The organism is Paenibacillus sp. FSL R5-0912, assembly GCF_000758605.1.
Taxonomy (GTDB): domain Bacteria; phylum Bacillota; class Bacilli; order Paenibacillales; family Paenibacillaceae; genus Paenibacillus_AQ.
Genome location: NZ_CP009282.1, coordinates 1311846 through 1326820 on the forward strand (window position 1 = coordinate 1311846; position 14975 = coordinate 1326820).

Here is a 14975-nt window from a genome sequence, read left to right on the forward strand (position 1 = left end):
AGATCAGGCGGCGTTACCGCTCTTGTTCTATTCCCTTTGCCCTGTTTCGGAGGTGGATCAGCCCACCTCCAGAACGGCTTTCATGAACGTCTTCAGCGCGGAATCCCCGCTTTCTTCAGTCCATTCCCTAAGTTTCCCGGACCTTGCTGTATATAGCTCCAGCATCTGCTTCAGCTGCCGGTCAAAGAGCTCCGGCTGTCCCGTACGCTCTGCCTTCATCTGGGTTATCAGCTTCGCCCAGTTAACAGTGCCGGAGCCGGGACTATGCTGGGGATAACGCAGAGCAAGCTTTAGTACGTCATCCAGCGGCTGTCCCGCCGCCAGCTCTGCAGCCAGATAGCTGCCGGTGAAGCGGTGGCTGCCATCCTCCTCCAGTGAGGCGACGAATTGCCTGCGGGCTTCGTCCAATTCCCCCTGGTGCATCAGCGCGGTAGCGTTAATTCCCTGATCATAGCTGTGCGGTTTCTGCTCACGCAGCTCAAGAAACCAGGAATAATAGTGATTGTAGCTTTTCCAGTCGGACTGCTCATAGTAGTAGAGCGCCAGGTTGAAGACAGAGTCTGCAGTCGGACGCAGCTCTACAAGCTTCACTAGCAGAGGTATCGTTGCGGCTTCTAAGGATTTGTCTTTAGTATAGGAAGCCTTGGCTGTCATGAGATGAACCAGCATTTTGAGCGCATGATCATCCTGTGGATCTCTGGCATAGTCGTGGCGGTACGCTTCCAGTGCCTGTTCAAGCTTCTGCGCTTTAACCAGCTGATCGGCAGCGGTAAGACTGCGTGATTGTAAATAGAAGAAAGGCAGATTGCCGACGGTGTCCTCGTTCAGCCGGTAGCCATTGCTGCGGGTAATCACCCGCCCGGATACATCATAGGCTTCTATGCTCCACGAGAAGCGTCCGCTTGGATCGGCGAAGCCGAGCAGCGAGGAGGGCTCAACGGATTCCCAGCCTTCTCCGCTGCTGCTGGTGGAGAAACCGCCGCTGTTATACAGATCTGTTACAGGGATGGAAATCTTATTCCCCGTGATATGCTGGCGGATTACATAACTGAAGGTGCTGCCTTCGGCTGAGACTGTGCCGCTGAGACTGTAAGAGGCCGCATTCCGGACAGTCTCCCACTCGAATTCTACAGAATCACCTGTAAGGAGCTGCGAATTTACCGGTGACTTCAGCTCCAGCAAGGGCTGAAGGATAATATTATTAGTCAAACGGTCATTTGGTTTGATTTCGATCCAGTCATCCGCCTGCACAGGCCAGGTCCAGCCATCGATCTGCTCAAAGCTCAGGCCCAAAAATAACTGATAATAGCCGGGAATGACGCCTGAGAAGGAAAAACGGCCCTGTGCATCTGTGACGATTTCATACGGCTCCGAGCCATAAAACACACTATGACTAACTTCGCTCTCCGGCCGCAGGAAGATGCCTGCCCGGGAGACCGGAGTGCCGTCGCTGTAGGTTAGTGTCCCTGACAATGTGGCAGGAGCAGAGTTTCCTGCTTCCGCAGTAGCTGTAAGTGCGGTCTGCAGTGCAAGCAGCTGCCGCTGCATTTCGGAAGTGGGTTCACTCATATTCTCTGTAGCAGCTTCAAGGGAATCTTGAGCCGATGAAGGTTGCTCTGTGGAGCCCTGGGGGCTTAAGTCATTTCCTTCGTTCACTTCATGATAATTCTTGTCACGTGACTCCTGGTAACTCTTCAGACTGTTGTTCACCAGCTCCAGCGCTTCGCTGCACTTACCTTCTGCAAAGAGCAGCCGCGCACCAAGCCAGGCTGAACGGGCTTCATGTTCGTATTCGCCATCATGTACGGGGGAATGGGCTTGCTTCAGCAAGTCTCCTGCAGCCGCCCAATTCCCTGCGTTCAATGCCCTCTCAGCCTGAAGCAAAGCCAGCTCTCTGAACATAGAGGATTTACTGCTGATTCTGGTGCGTACTTCCGTAAGTACCGCATCCCCGTCATCTCCGGCACCCAGTACATCGTATTCATAGACAAGCTGTTTAGCGGCAGTAAGCAAATAGCCGTCTATAGGGCCTTCTAGCATATATTCTCTCAGGAACCGGAGCTTATCTGCGGGTAGCAGCGGCAGTGGTGTCTCTTCGTTATTGTTCTGGCTCCACTGGCTAGAAGAGGAGCCGATATACACATTGAAATCATAGGGCTGTATCCAATTGCCTGGTTCAATTATTGTAGTGCGGATAAGCGTCATACGCTTGCTCCCGCTGCTGGCATCCAGCTTGCTCAGCAGCATTTCGCGTGCCAGAGTCCCGGTATCCGCTGTGGCGGAGGTTGCAAGCTGAACCGATGGCGCTGCTGCCTGTTGAAGAACAGCTGGTATTAGAATTAGCAGCGCAAGCGGAAGCAGCACGAACAGCACCAGCTGCTTGACCTTGATCCTAATTTTCATGGCTTCTCACCGCCTGTTCATAGATGTCTTTCCAGTACGTATTGCCGCCAGCTTCAATCAGTTCCCGCTGGCCCTGTACGGGCAGTGTACGGGCCCCATGTTCCGGGGGCCCGCTCTGCGGGTAGCAGAGGATCAGCGCACCTGCGATTAATAGCGCAGATAGCGCACCCAGTGGCTTGAGTGGAATTTCCAGCTCCTTATTCCATAGTGCCCGCAGGCGGGCCAGCGGTGCGGTAGGATGAGTCTGCTGCAGAACCCGTTCCTGTCCGCTGAAGGAGAGGCTGCTCAACTCTTCATCCAGACGGCGTTTGATGTGTTCTTGTTCATTGCTCATAGAACATGCCCCTCCTTCTCCAGAATCTGCTTCAACAGTGTCCGTCCCCGGGATAACCGGGATTTCACCGTATTGTCCGGTAATCTCAACTGCCCGCTGATCTCACGGATGCTCATCTCATGGTAATAGTACAGCGTCAGACATTCGCGGTAGATGTAATCCAGACTTCTTACAGCTTCACTTAGCTGCAGATTATGCCATTCTGCTATAAACAGCTCTTCTGCGCCTGCGGAGGCGCCTGCTTCATTCTGTACCCAGGCCCCGCCCTCCGGCGCAGGACAAATATTTCGCCAGCTCCATGTCCGCTGCCTCATCCGGCAGCGGTTAACCACGATGGCAATCAGCCAGGGTCTCAGACGCTGAGGGTCCTTCAGCTGCCCGATTTTGGCATAGGCCTGAATGAAGGTATCCTGCACGGCTTCCTCGGCAGACTGCCGGTCCCGCAGGAGCAGCCAGGCGGTCCGGAGCAGCATATCCCCATATTGCTCCATCAGCTGGCGGAGAGCGGACTCATCCCTGGCTTTGATTCTCTCTATAATATCCAGATGAAGCTCCCCTCCCTTTATTAGTAAGATGCGTGCTGCGGGAGGAAGGTTGCGTGCTGCAGGGAAATAATTCCTGAATTGAAGGGCTTGAGCAGCGAATGTGCTCTCAATTGCAGAATGTGCAATAGAAAACCCGTTTTTGGAGGCTGGAAAGCAATCTGCTGTATTTGATGCAACAGAATTTTGAGGAATGACTGTATAAGGGTGTTTTTCTGATTGTTGCCTGCAGAAAGTGCAATAGAATCAAATTCCGGGTAATTTTTAGGGAGTTCTATTGTACTAAATGCAACAGATCCGGTATTGCAGCTTTGGGGCGGGTAGCGGTAAGAGAAACGCTGCAACTACACGCGGCAGTATCAGTCCCAACTGGAACATGCCAAAAATGTTCTATAGAAGGGCGGCCTGAAAAGGAGCATCGTGCAACCTTTAGCGGGGGCACTGCGTCATAGGTTAACAGTTTAGATTGTAGAGGAAGTTCCCGAAAACGAAGGAGATGGCATCATGATCACATCATTCAAAACGATAGCAGGCATAATTCTACTTGGCGGAATGCTCAGTCTAACGGCTTGTAATTCCGGTAAGCCGGATGCGGTGAATACCGGCGGGGCGGCTGCGCAAGCCTCGGAGGCTCCGGCGTCTGCACAGCCGGAAGGGAGTCCCGCCCCTGGTGCGGGCACGGAGCCGGCTGAAGCTGGCGGCGGTGCAGCAACAGCTCCACCTGACGCGGCTCCTGCTGCGCAAGGCGGCACTGGAGCGGCCGCTTCACCTGCGGCTGCAGAGCCTGGCGCAGCGGCAGGAGCCTCGTCGGCTGCTACGCCGCAGGAGCTGAGCAAGCAGCTGAAAGAGCTGCTGCAGCTTGCCAAGCAGGGCAAGGTGCCCGGCGTGGAATATGCTGCACACAGTGGACTCATTGACGATGTGGAAGCAGCATGGGGAGAGCCGGACACCAAAGAATCGGCAGGCAAAGGCATTTATTCCACGTATGCCGGCAAGCACGTGGTATTCGGCTTTAACAAAGGCAGCCAAATCTTTGATGTGCGTTCAAGCGCCTCCGATTTACAAAAGCTGACGCTGAAGCAGATTGAAGAAGTCCTCGGCAAGCCGGACGCTACCTCAGTGAACGGCAGCGATGACATTTATATATACCAGGCGGGCAAGCAGTACCAGCTCAAGTTCATCATCCCGGATTCAACGGGTACCGTGGATCATATCTCAGTATTCTCCAAACAGGATTCCATCAACAATATGGCTGGTTAGAACAGCATCTGTAAGCCCCCGGATTGCGGCAGCTGCAGTCACATAGATAGCAATTTATGAAGAGTCCCTTCGCAGCGGCAACTGTGGAGGGACTCTTCTTGTTAACCACAAATAATATTGCAGATAAGTACCTGCCAGCAGGCTCGGCTTCCGACGAAGTCTGCTGGTTACATGCTTCCCTACGCTCCCGATGAAGTTACGCCATCCCCGAACCGGCTGTCCCTCATGAATGCAGTTGCTGCTATCGTGCGCAGAACTTCTTGCTGATATAATCAGTTTATGGGTTGATCTGTAGAAAGAAGAGAGGCACAGCTATGCATCTGGAGTTGAACGAAAGTGAATATAAAGTATCTGCCGGCGGATTAACCATAGAGCTGCTGCCCAAGGAGTTTGCGCTTCTGCAGTTTCTGTACCGCAACAGGGGGAGGACCTTCAGCCGCGAGCAGCTTCTGGATAAAGTCTGGCCCATGGAGTATCCGGTGGAGCGGACCGTCGATGATCATATCTACCGGCTGCGGAAGAAGCTGCGCGGCCTTAGCGGAATCGACATCAAGACCATCCGCGGATTCGGATACAGTCTGGCTGTGCAGGGCTCTCCGGAGGGCGTAGCGATGAATCCGGCAACGAATGATCCGGAGCTGCGGAATACAATGAGTGAGGTATTCATGAAGTTTCATATCTACGGTCAGGGCAAATCGATGCTGACCCTCGCACGCCAGCAGGACATTCTCGGCTACGAGCTGGACCCGCATTATTCGATGGTCGTTCATTTCGTCCAGGGAGATTTGGAGTGGCTGATCTACACGGACGAGGTTCCGCTGAAGGACCGGCTTTTTTACCTCAACCTGTTCTATTTCTTCATAGGTGACCCTAAGGTGAAGATGGAATATGCCGAGCGTCTGATTGAGCGGAAACTGCTGAACCCCCCTGAACAGCTGGAACTGGAGATTCTGACCATGCTGGATTTGTACACCTTGGCAGGCCAGCCGGACAAAGCGCTGGAACGCCTGAAACGTTCCTATCAGGTAATATCCGAACCGGATTTTGAGAACTTCGTTCCGGCGACGCAGATTACGGAGCTGTTCATTCATCTGGTGGCGGGAACCGGGGATGAGCAGTTGGAGCGTATGGACGAAACCGTCAGCCGGACCCTGAGGGACAAGCCTTTTCTGCGGGAGATCGGCGGTTACAAAGTAGTAAAGGGACTCTGGGCGCTTCGGCGGGCACAGTGGGCAGAGGGAGAGAAACTGATCAATGAAGGATTGCAGGTGCTCGATATGTCCGGGTTTGTGCCGCTGCGGTTCTATTCGGTGTACCGGATCAACCATTTCTGCCGCATGTTTCTGGCCGGAAGTCCCTTGGGACGCAAATACGAGAGCCTGTTTACAGCAGAGCTTGAAGCGTTTGGTCTGGTAAGGCTGGAACGGGCACTCGAAAATCTGCTGCTGCCGCTGCTCGAGGCCCACTGATAATTCTCTGACAATTCTCCGTTACAGTAGGATCATGAATGTTTCGCACATTCAATGATATTACATGTAACCTGGAGGAATGTCAGATGGAGCTTTCAACGAAGCAGGGAACCAGCCTGCTGCATAACAAAACGTACATGCGCGTGTACAGCGCCTTCGCCACGGCAAGCTTCGGCGACTGGTTCGATGCACTGGCTATTCAGGTGCTGGTCGGCTACCGCTGGCAGGCCGGGCCGCTGATGCTGGCGCTTATTCCGGTGGCGCTGGCGCTGCCGAGCATTCTGTTTGGCTCGGTTGCCGGAGTAGCCGCCGACCGGCTGAACAAGCTGAAGCTGATGCGTGTATGCGATCTGCTGACTGCGCTGTTGACTGTACTGGTGCTATTCGCCCCGAGCATGTTCTGGCTGCTGCCTTTGCTGGCGCTGCGTTCAGCGCTATCCATGCTGAATATGCCTGCCCAGCAGTCTTTGACCCGCAGCCTGGTCAGAGAGGACCAGCTGCTGCAAGCCTCGTCGCTCAATGGGCTGGTTAACCAGGGCTCCAAAATTGCCGGCCCTCTGCTCGGAGGTCTGGCGCTCGCTTTCCTTACGCCGCAATGGTGCATCCTGATCAATGCCTTGCTGCGCGGCTGCTCTTATCTGCTGCTGCTGTCCGTGAAGAACATCCGCACGGATGAAGATAACAGCAAACAGCCTGAGGCGCCGGAAGACAAGATTCCGCTGCATACGATGTGGCGGGAAGGCTGGAGCTTCATGCTGCGCAGCCGGATCCTGCTGAGTACTATGCTGTTCGGGCTGGCCGGGGCACTGGTGATTCAAGTGGTCGACTTCCAGTTCACCAGCCTGTTCCGGGTGTTTGCACCGGAGCGGGAATCCTTGCTCGGCTGGATGGTAGCCGCTACCGGAGTAGGAGCTGTGCTGATTATACTTCTCCTGAACAAGCTGAATCCGGAAACGGGATATAGCTGGAGGCTCGGCTCGGGATATGTATTGATTGGCGGTTCCATTGCTGCACTTGGATCGCTCCAGCCGGGCGCTTCGATAGTATGGGTTCTGCTGATCGGATTTGTACTGGGGATCGGAAACGGGGTATTTATGGTTACGTTCAATTATTGCCTGCAAAAAGAAACCCCGCCGCATATGACAGGCCGTATCTTCGGCATCCAGAACACCGTACTCAGCACGGTACTTATTATTGCACCATTGCTGGGTGGTCTGCTTGTCCAGTATGCAGGCCCTGCCCGTATTTTTATCAACACCGGCCTGCTGCTGCTCCTTCTGGGTCTGGCGGGTCTGCTGTTCGGGCGGCTGCTCTGGCCTGAGGCCAAGCTTAAGCTGGAAGGTGCACAGCCTGTAGCCGCAGTAGATCAGGGGTAGATTAAAAAAAGGCAGACAGTAAGTTTAAGATCAAGCCCTTCGGGGCTTTTTCTGCACTGCCACATTACATATTCAGGAGGAGCCAATGACGACATATATTTACATGGTGAGACACGGGGATTCACTCCGGACCGGGGTGGACGAATGGACGCGCGGCCTATCTGCAAAAGGGGAAGGGGATGCGCGCAGAGTAACAGCATGCCTGCGTAATGAAGGCATTAACACGCTGTACAGCAGCCCGTATATCCGGGCCATAGATACGATAGCCGATTTGGCCAAGGTACTTGGGCAGGAAATTACCCTTAAGGAGGACCTGAGAGAGAAGGTCTGGATGGAGGGCAACCGTCAGTTGGCTGATGAAGATTTGCTTCCGGCACTGCAGAAGATGTACGACGATCCGGACTTTGCCCTGCCGGGCGGTGAATCGAACCGCGAATGCCAGGCAAGGGCGGTAGAGGCGCTGCAGGAAATCCTGCAGGCACATGAAGGAGAAAGAATTGCCATTGGGACTCACGGGCTGGTAATGGCGCTAATGATGGGTTATTTTGCCCCCGGATATGATCTGGACTTCTTGCTAAAGACCACCAAGCCAGATATTTATGTCATGGCCTTCTCGGAAGGCCGGTTGACCGGGGTGGAGCGTCTTCTAGTTAAGGAATGAGCATGGAGAATGGCCGGAACAACGTCCCAAGCCGCGGATTGGCTGGGTGCGTTCTTTGGCGCGAGGGAGTAGAAATGCTACCTTTTCTACAACAATTTGAGATTGTGGACGATTTGATGCGGGGAATGTTGTAGTTTGTACAGGATTTGCTGGCGGTCACCGCGGCGCGGCCGAGTCCATCATTCACCGGGGTACGGTGACGGCTAAGCTACAGTCCGTAGAACCGCACCGTATTCGCTGTTAGAATAGCCTTCGCCTCGCTCCCGGTATATCCATGCAGCGCTCCCCAGGCGGCGGCAACGTCATGCACCATTGCCGGATGGGTGGTACGCCCGGTGAATGGGCCTTCAAAAGGCCACGGACCATCGGTCTCCGCCATGACCAGCTCCGGCGGGTAGCGGCGCGCGAGATCCTGAATCTCCTCTTCATAGAGAATATCGGGAGTGAACGAAATATAATAGCCGCGGCTGATCATACGGTCGACAGTATCTTCCGGGCCCTTGAACCAATGGAAATGGGCCCGGGTAATGTGATGCTGCTCAAGCAAATCACATACGGTCCAGGCATCTTCATAGACGGCATGCAGCACCACCGGTTTGGCTAAACAAGCTGCCAGCTCAAGGAGTCTGTCCAGAAGCCGGATATAAGGTTCCATATCCCATGCCTCCCCGCGTTCTATAGCTTCGGCCCTGGAATAGTAAGGAAGCCCGATTTCACCTATAGCTGCCATATCCGGGGCATGGAGCGTGATCCAGTCCAGCAGCGCGGCCAGCTCCTCCTCCGGCGGCAGCGGCTGCTCGGGATGGAAGCCGTAGGCGGGTCTCACCAGCCCGGGATAACGGGCTGCTATCTCCTGAGTACGCAGACTGGAAGTGAGGTTCATCGAGACCGCAATCAGCGCCTCAATGTCCTGCTCCGGCAAGCTCTGCAGCAAGGAGGATAACAAAGTCTCTTCATATTGGTCCAGATGTATATGGGCATCAATCATGCGTAATTGCTCCTTCCTCCGCAGGTTACTTCTCTACAAATTGCTGAGTGCTATCATGCGGTTCGAAAATGATCGAGCCAAGCTCCAGCCCCGCTGTCCCTGCCTTGTATTCCAGCTTCAGCGTTCCCATGCTCTCGGTCATTCCTACCATTAGGCTGGTATCCGCTAACAGCTTGCCGTCTTTCACCGAGTAGTAGGTAACAGCACCGATTCCTGCAGTCTTGCCGAAATATTTCAATCCGTCTTCTGCACGGTCCGGAATTCTTATCGTTACTTTGGACGGGGTTGCTCCTTTGAGCTCAAGCTTCAGCAGCACATCCTTCTTATCCAGCGAAATGCTGGAGGATACTACAGCAGAAGCAGCTTGTTCCGCTGCAGGCACGGAGAGCTCCTTCCACTGCTCAGGCTTGACCACATGAACTTCCTGCACTACCAGCGAAGTTCCGGTACCCAGTGTGAACACAACGGTTACTTCAGGTTTCCCGTCTGAATCTACATCCGCATAGAAGAGCTGGGGCGGATTCGAGAAATCTCTGTCTACGGTCCAGTCGAAGCTGTGCTTCTTGCCGTTCACTTCCAGGATGAATCCTTTGTAGGTGTTGCCGTCCTTCAGCGCGGCATACAGCTTGACCTTGGCATGACCCCCGGCCACAACGAGGGGTTCAGCGGGAACCCTGACGGTTGTGCTGAGACTGCCCGGCGTAATCACGACCCGGGTTCCTCCCGATTCCAGCTCTGTGGTAGCACCCGTAAGCGAATTCAGACTATCTGCCGGAATATATACATGTCCGGCCTTAAGAATAACAGTAGCCTCCAGGCTATCTTGATAACTTCCATCTGTTTGTGTATAGCGGACCTGGATAGAGGAGCTGCCGGGGGTAAGGACTTTAGTATCCCAACCAGTCGTGAGAGTAAGCTGCTTGAGGACATTATTCCATTGCAGCTGGATAGGGTAAAATTCCTTCAGGGCAAGAGCCGGTACATATAATATCCCATTGGAATGGAATGGCGGAACTTGGGGAAGAACGGCTTGTCCGTCTACCTTAAGGGCTAGTGGAGCTGCAGCAGAATGGGCAATATTTATGGATGATGCCGCCGCATGACCTGCGATGAGCAGGGCAATCGCGGAAGCGGCAATTAATTTTTTCATAAGATAACCTCCGGAGTCTGGAAATTCCAATCCATTTTATTATAAATGAAAAACTCCGCTTGCGGGTCACGTTCTGTTAACAAAGATAAGTCAAGCCTGTTACGGTTCAAGTTTAGTATGATCTATCTACCAGAGGAGACAGCCGGTAATTCCGTATAATTAACACTAAATATCTATACATATACGCAGGAGGGTGGAGTTATTGTTGCGGACCCAAGGAATTATTATGGCCTCCGGCGGAGCGTTATTATGGGGAGTATCGGGGACGGTCGCCCAGCATTTGTTCCAGCAGTCCATGCTGCCTGCAGCCTGGCTGGTGACCCTGAGACTGCTGGTATCGGGAGTCCTGTTCCTGATGTTTACACTCCGTAAGGAGGGCTCGCAGGTATGGAAGCTGTGGCTGGACCGGAGATTCGTTCTTCAAATGCTGCTGTTCGGGCTGCTGGGCATGCTTGGGGTACAGTACACGTACTTCGCTTCCATTGAGTCAGGCAATGCTGCAATCGCCACACTGCTGCAGTATTTAGCCCCGTTGTTTATTCTCCTGTACACTGTTATCTGGACAAGAACGAAGCTGGCTCCGCTGGATATCATCGGTGCGCTGCTCGCGCTGGGAGGAACGTATTTACTGCTGACCGGCGGCGATTCCTCGGAGCTGACCGTTCCCCTGAGAGGCTTGATCTGGGGGATTCTATCCGCAGTGTCCTTGACGTTCTATACCCTCTATTCAGGTCCGCTGCTGAAGCTGTACAGCACTTCACTGCTGATGGGCTGGGGGATGATTGTGGGAGGAGCAGGGATGAGTCTCATTCATCCGGTCTGGTCCGTTCCGTCTGCCGATTGGTCGCTGTCTATCATTCTGGCTATTCTATTCGTTATTCTGCTGGGAACATTAGCCGCCTTCTATCTATACATCGGCAGTCTCCGCCACATTGCTCCGCATGAAGCCAGCCTGCTGTCCTGTACGGAACCGGTCTCAGCAATTGTCTCCTCCGTAATCTGGCTGTCCGTCCCCTTCAATCTGTACCAGGCACTGGGAGCGGGAATGGTTGTACTTATGACTGTAATGGTTTCTTTGAAATCACGGACTAAAGAGACCGCGAATTAAATCGAACGAAATCCCTGAATCCTTCCAAGTAGATAGTGTAAGCCTGAAGGGGGAATGACGGATGAAGACAACAGAACCATATTCGCAGCTCATCGGACTCACGCTAGCCGGCAGCCGTGAAGCTTACGGTGAGTTATACGAGGCGACTATTCATGATGTCTATAAGGCCGTGCGTTTCCTCGTTTCCGGGGTTTCAGATGCAGAGAATATTGTGCAGGAGATATATATTGAGCTGTACCGTTCACTTAGGAAATTTGACAGGACACAAGCGTTTAGACCCTGGCTTATGGGGCTCACGATACGGCAGATTCATGCCCATAGGCGAAGAAGGTGGAGACAGTTCCGAATTCAGAACAAAGCGGAGCAGACTTGCCAGACTATAGAACATGATCTCGCCAGCGATGTTGTGGACCGGATGGCAAACCGGGTACTTACCGATATGGTAAGCCGTTTGCCGTACAAGCTGAAGCAGGTCATTATCCTGCATTACTTGCATGAGTATACTCAGGAAGAGATCGCTGCCATCCTTCAGATTCCGCTGGGAACGGTGAAATCACGGCTCCATGCCGCTCTGCAGAAGCTTAGACGGAAACATCAGGTGACTACGATCAGGTTAGGGAAGGTGGAGGATCTGCATGAATCTTGAGCACAATTTGCGGCGGGCGCTTCAGGAAGAAGCCGGAGCTATGCACGCTCCACCCGAACTGAAAGGGGAGATCCTTAACAGGATTGCACTCAGACAAGGAGGGAAACGCATGAAAAAATGGCTGGTAGCGGCAGTAGTAGCTGCAACCTTAATAATCCCTACCGGAGCGTATGCCGGTTACAATTATCTGGCGGATTCACTATACGGCTCGCAGGACAATACAGCGAAGATCGGCGGCACACAGCAGCATTACGACCAGCTTGAGGCTAAGTTACAGCAGGCCAAGTCCAGTTTGAGCGGGGATGACTTCACTGCACTGTCAACTCTGCTGCATGAGTTAGCTGGCTATAATCTGCAGATCGCCGATGATCAGGGGGGGCTTCATCCTGAGAAGCTGAGTGCCGCAGATCAGCAACGCTACAAGGAGTTGGCTGCAGCAATTGAGCCGTATAATGACAAGCTGAATCAGGCAGAAGCTCCGGGAACTGCCGCAAGCACCACGGATACGGATTTCGCCGCCTTTAGCGATCAACTGCTTGTTAAGGCTGAGCAGACGTTTAGCGGTGAAGAATTGGCTGCAGTCCAGCAGCTGATTGGTGAATGGAAGATGTATACAGCCCGAATGAGCGGTCCGGATCATAGCATTGTATCAGATGCTGAGTTAGCCGAGCATGCCGCTCTGCTGGAGAAGCTTAATCCATATCTGGAAAAGATGGGGTATAGGATAAAGCCTTCTAACCGTTAAAAATGCCGCCATGCACAAAATCAAAAACCACCGGACAGGGGAAATTCCCGTATATCCGGTGGTTTTTATATAAATATAAGAATTTATATGTTTCACATGATAACTTATCCTTCTATTTCTCGCTGAAACGGTACCGTCCTTACAAAAGAACGGCAAAGCCGTTTCCACTTGCCATACTGCGTTGTAAGGAGCGTACCCGGCTGAATCAGATGGATGAGCAGCACGGCCGCCTGCATCCCAGTGTAATCAGACAGTCTCAAAAATTGGACGACCTCACTAATGAATATCACAAAGAGCAGTCAGGCCTGAATTCCCTCAAGCGCCAGCAAGACTAAGTTCCGGACAGATTCCTCGTTCAGTGCATCCCCCGTCAACAATAACCGGTAAAAAATAGGCCCGTAAATCAAGTCGATACTGCTCCAGATGTCGAGCTCTTGCTTCAATTCTCCTCTCGCCACTCCCCGTTCGAGCAACTGCCAGGCCTCCTGGCGGCGAGGACCGAAAAATCTGCTGCGGTAAGCCTCAGCCAGTCCTGGGTCGAATTGCCCTTGACCGATCAGTTCAGTAATGACTTTGCCTTCCCGGCTGGACAGGAACATGGCCAGATTTCCCGCGTGGATCACCAAATCCTCCTTCACAGAGCCGCTGTCTGGTATAGGCAGTCTGGCGGAAGCGGCAAAAAGATATCCGTCTATCACTACCGCAGCTTTATTCGGCCACCATTTATAGATGGTCGCTTTGCTGACCTGAGCCAGTTCCGCGATTTTCTCCACCGTAACTGCACCGAATCCCATCTCCAGCAATAAATCATATGAAGCGTTCAGAATGGCATTCTTCGCCTCCGTATTGCGCGGCCGGCCCCTCTTCTTATCCATGGCGCGTTCCTCCTAATAGATGACTACATATATAACCTGCGACATCCAAACTCAAGATCGATCTGTAACTGGAGTATATCATAAAACCGCCTATTTACAAAACTGAACGTTTAGTATATTATTTGGTCATAGGAATTACTAAACTGTACGTTCAGTATTTAAAATTGAAAGGTGGAATTGATATGCAACAACAAGCTGTATCTTCTGTAAACCACAAGGCTATTCCAGGCTGGATCACATTTCTGCTCGCAGTATCCTGCGGCCTGATTGTGGCGAATCTCTATTATGCACAGACGCTGGTCGGACCGATCGGGCAGGCCATTCATCTGTCTCCAGGAGCCACGGGGCTGATTGTGACGCTGACACAAATCGGTTATGTTGTCGGGCTGCTGTTCATTGTCCCGCTCAGTGATATTATCGAGAACCGGCGGCTCGCTGTAACGTCCCTAATTCTGGTCGTAGCTGCACTTGCAGCTGCGGCACTTGCACCGAATGCTCCGCTGTTTCTTGCAGCCTCCATGTTCATCGGGCTAGGTTCAGTGGCAGCGCAGATCCTGGTGCCGTATGCATCGTATCTGGCGGCAGAAGAGGAACGCGGCCGTGTGGTAGGCAATGTGATGAGCGGACTGCTGCTGGGTATTATGTTTGCCCGGCCGGTGGCAAGCTTCATGGCCGGATTGTGGGGCTGGAAGTCTATATTTGTTGTCTCTGCAGTTGTGATTGCGCTCCTGACCCTGCTTCTGTCCCGCATACTTCCGGCACGCAAGCCAGAATCTACGTTGAATTACGGCCAATTAATCCGTTCGCTGGGTACACTGTGGATGCATACGCCGCTGTTACGCCGCCGGGCGATATACCAGGCCAGCCTGTTCGGCGCCTTCAGTCTGTTCTGGACGACAGTTCCAATGCACCTGTCCAGCTACTATCACCTGTCCCAGCAAGGCATTGCCTTGTTTGCTCTCGCCGGTGTGGGCGGAGCGGTAGCAGCCCCGATTGCGGGAAGACTGGCGGACAAGGGCTGGACCAGACCCTTGACTGGCCTTGCCATATCCCTCGCCGCAATATCGTTTATCATGGCTTATCTGCTAAGAGATGATTCTAGACTTACACTTGGCCTGCTGGTACTGACGGCAATCCTTCTGGACATGAGTGTATCCGGCAATCTGGTACTGGGACAGCGGGTCATTTATTCACTCGGCAATGAAACCAGAGGACGGCTGAACGGGTTGTTTATGGCGATATTTTTTGTAGGCGGAGCGGTGGGTTCTTCTCTGGGCGGTTGGGCCTATGCTTACGGCGGCTGGAACCTTGCCACACTGATCGGGCTTATTCTGCCGGTGCTGGCGCTGGTCTACTTTTTGACCGAAAAGAAGAATAACGGATAAGCACGGAACCCCTGCCTGCGGTTCACTGGGAAT

The 14975-nt window shown here is 53.1% G+C and carries 15 protein-coding genes; 9 read left to right on the forward strand and 6 right to left on the reverse strand.

From position 1 onward, the window contains the following. Nucleotides 1–57: 57 nt before the first annotated feature. From R50912_RS05670 to R50912_RS05680, 3 genes are read right to left on the reverse strand one after another with little or no spacing between them, the layout of a single operon-like run. Complete coding sequence (locus R50912_RS05670) at nt 58–2403, reverse strand: carboxypeptidase-like regulatory domain-containing protein (RefSeq protein ID WP_042233089.1); 2346 nt, start codon at nt 2401–2403, stop codon at nt 58–60. Next, nucleotides 2393–2737: a hypothetical protein gene (locus tag R50912_RS05675; RefSeq protein ID WP_042233091.1), complete on the reverse strand. Its 345-nt coding sequence runs from the start codon at nt 2735–2737 to the stop codon at nt 2393–2395. Before R50912_RS05675 ends, R50912_RS05670 begins: the two co-directional genes overlap by 11 nt. Continuing rightward, entirely contained in the window at nt 2734–3210 is a 477-nt protein-coding gene (locus tag R50912_RS05680) for an RNA polymerase sigma factor (protein WP_231637782.1), read from the reverse strand. Before R50912_RS05680 ends, R50912_RS05675 begins: the two co-directional genes overlap by 4 nt. Before the next feature lie 573 nt (nt 3211–3783). Between R50912_RS05680 and R50912_RS35525 the strand changes: the two genes are divergently transcribed. The 4 genes from R50912_RS35525 to R50912_RS05700 all read left to right on the forward strand — a co-directional run bounded on the left by R50912_RS35525 (nt 3784) and on the right by R50912_RS05700 (nt 8045). Continuing rightward, nucleotides 3784–4539 carry a YjgB family protein gene (locus R50912_RS35525; RefSeq protein ID WP_052416020.1) on the forward strand — a complete coding sequence of 252 codons (756 nt, stop codon included), beginning with the start codon at nt 3784–3786 and terminating at the stop codon, nt 4537–4539. Between the two features lie 314 nt (nt 4540–4853). After that, entirely contained in the window at nt 4854–6008 is a 1155-nt protein-coding gene (locus R50912_RS36165; protein ID WP_042233095.1) for a winged helix-turn-helix domain-containing protein, read from the forward strand. A gap of 86 nt (nt 6009–6094) precedes the next feature. After that, a complete protein-coding gene (locus tag R50912_RS05695; RefSeq protein ID WP_042233097.1) occupies nt 6095–7384 on the forward strand; it encodes an MFS transporter in 1290 nt (429 codons plus the stop codon). An 85-nt stretch (nt 7385–7469) separates the two neighbouring features. Next, nucleotides 7470–8045 carry a histidine phosphatase family protein gene (locus tag R50912_RS05700; RefSeq protein ID WP_042233100.1) on the forward strand — a complete coding sequence of 192 codons (576 nt, stop codon included), beginning with the start codon at nt 7470–7472 and terminating at the stop codon, nt 8043–8045. Nucleotides 8046–8253: 208 nt separating this feature from the next. Here R50912_RS05700 and R50912_RS05705 read toward each other — a convergent pair whose 3' ends face one another. Both R50912_RS05705 and R50912_RS05710 read right to left on the reverse strand, forming a co-directional pair. After that, nucleotides 8254–9033 (reverse strand): TatD family hydrolase, encoded by a 780-nt coding sequence (locus tag R50912_RS05705; RefSeq protein WP_042233102.1) that lies wholly within the window; start codon nt 9031–9033, stop codon nt 8254–8256. 25 nt (nt 9034–9058) lie between these two features. After that, nucleotides 9059–10183 (reverse strand): stalk domain-containing protein, encoded by a 1125-nt coding sequence (locus R50912_RS05710; protein ID WP_042233103.1) that lies wholly within the window; start codon nt 10181–10183, stop codon nt 9059–9061. Between the two features lie 193 nt (nt 10184–10376). On the opposite strand from R50912_RS05710, the gene R50912_RS05715 reads away from it, so the two are divergent. The 4 genes from R50912_RS05715 to R50912_RS36170 all read left to right on the forward strand — a co-directional run bounded on the left by R50912_RS05715 (nt 10377) and on the right by R50912_RS36170 (nt 13017). Then, complete coding sequence (locus R50912_RS05715; RefSeq protein WP_331281901.1) at nt 10377–11291, forward strand: DMT family transporter; 915 nt, start codon at nt 10377–10379, stop codon at nt 11289–11291. A gap of 61 nt (nt 11292–11352) precedes the next feature. Next, nucleotides 11353–11937, forward strand: coding sequence for a sigma-70 family RNA polymerase sigma factor (locus R50912_RS05720; protein WP_042233105.1), 585 nt, complete (start codon nt 11353–11355; stop codon nt 11935–11937). A gap of 109 nt (nt 11938–12046) precedes the next feature. Then, entirely contained in the window at nt 12047–12682 is a 636-nt protein-coding gene (locus R50912_RS33095) for a DUF3600 domain-containing protein (protein WP_197073038.1), read from the forward strand. Between the two features lie 2 nt (nt 12683–12684). Next, nucleotides 12685–13017, forward strand: coding sequence for an aspartyl-phosphate phosphatase Spo0E family protein (locus R50912_RS36170; protein ID WP_042233107.1), 333 nt, complete (start codon nt 12685–12687; stop codon nt 13015–13017). On the opposite strand, the gene R50912_RS05735 is transcribed toward R50912_RS36170, so the two are convergent. Further along, nucleotides 12982–13557, reverse strand: coding sequence for a TetR/AcrR family transcriptional regulator (locus R50912_RS05735; protein WP_042233109.1), 576 nt, complete (start codon nt 13555–13557; stop codon nt 12982–12984). The genes R50912_RS36170 and R50912_RS05735 overlap by 36 nt on opposite strands. Nucleotides 13558–13739: 182 nt before the next feature. Between R50912_RS05735 and R50912_RS05740 the strand changes: the two genes are divergently transcribed. Continuing rightward, nucleotides 13740–14942: an MFS transporter gene (locus R50912_RS05740; RefSeq protein WP_042233111.1), complete on the forward strand. Its 1203-nt coding sequence runs from the start codon at nt 13740–13742 to the stop codon at nt 14940–14942. Nucleotides 14943–14975: the final 33 nt, after the last annotated feature.

Excerpts from the sequence above, each read along its gene's own strand:
- R50912_RS05680 (WP_231637782.1), bottom strand. The coding sequence starts at position 3,210 with ATGCTGCTCCGGACCGCCTGGCTGCTCCTGCGGGACCGGCAGTCTGCC.
- R50912_RS35525 (WP_052416020.1), top strand. The coding sequence starts at position 3,784 with ATGATCACATCATTCAAAACGATAGCAGGCATAATTCTACTTGGCGGA.
- R50912_RS05705 (WP_042233102.1), bottom strand. The coding sequence starts at position 9,033 with ATGATTGATGCCCATATACATCTGGACCAATATGAAGAGACTTTGTTA.
- R50912_RS05695 (WP_042233097.1), top strand. The coding sequence starts at position 6,095 with ATGGAGCTTTCAACGAAGCAGGGAACCAGCCTGCTGCATAACAAAACG.
- R50912_RS33095 (WP_197073038.1), top strand. The coding sequence starts at position 12,047 with ATGAAAAAATGGCTGGTAGCGGCAGTAGTAGCTGCAACCTTAATAATC.
- R50912_RS05710 (WP_042233103.1), bottom strand. The coding sequence starts at position 10,183 with ATGAAAAAATTAATTGCCGCTTCCGCGATTGCCCTGCTCATCGCAGGT.
- R50912_RS05720 (WP_042233105.1), top strand. The coding sequence starts at position 11,353 with ATGAAGACAACAGAACCATATTCGCAGCTCATCGGACTCACGCTAGCC.
- R50912_RS05740 (WP_042233111.1), top strand. The coding sequence starts at position 13,740 with ATGCAACAACAAGCTGTATCTTCTGTAAACCACAAGGCTATTCCAGGC.
- R50912_RS05735 (WP_042233109.1), bottom strand. The coding sequence starts at position 13,557 with ATGGATAAGAAGAGGGGCCGGCCGCGCAATACGGAGGCGAAGAATGCC.
- R50912_RS05670 (WP_042233089.1), bottom strand. The coding sequence starts at position 2,403 with ATGAAAATTAGGATCAAGGTCAAGCAGCTGGTGCTGTTCGTGCTGCTT.
- R50912_RS36165 (WP_042233095.1), top strand. The coding sequence starts at position 4,854 with ATGCATCTGGAGTTGAACGAAAGTGAATATAAAGTATCTGCCGGCGGA.
- R50912_RS05675 (WP_042233091.1), bottom strand. The coding sequence starts at position 2,737 with ATGAGCAATGAACAAGAACACATCAAACGCCGTCTGGATGAAGAGTTG.
- R50912_RS05700 (WP_042233100.1), top strand. The coding sequence starts at position 7,470 with ATGACGACATATATTTACATGGTGAGACACGGGGATTCACTCCGGACC.
- R50912_RS36170 (WP_042233107.1), top strand. The coding sequence starts at position 12,685 with ATGCCGCCATGCACAAAATCAAAAACCACCGGACAGGGGAAATTCCCG.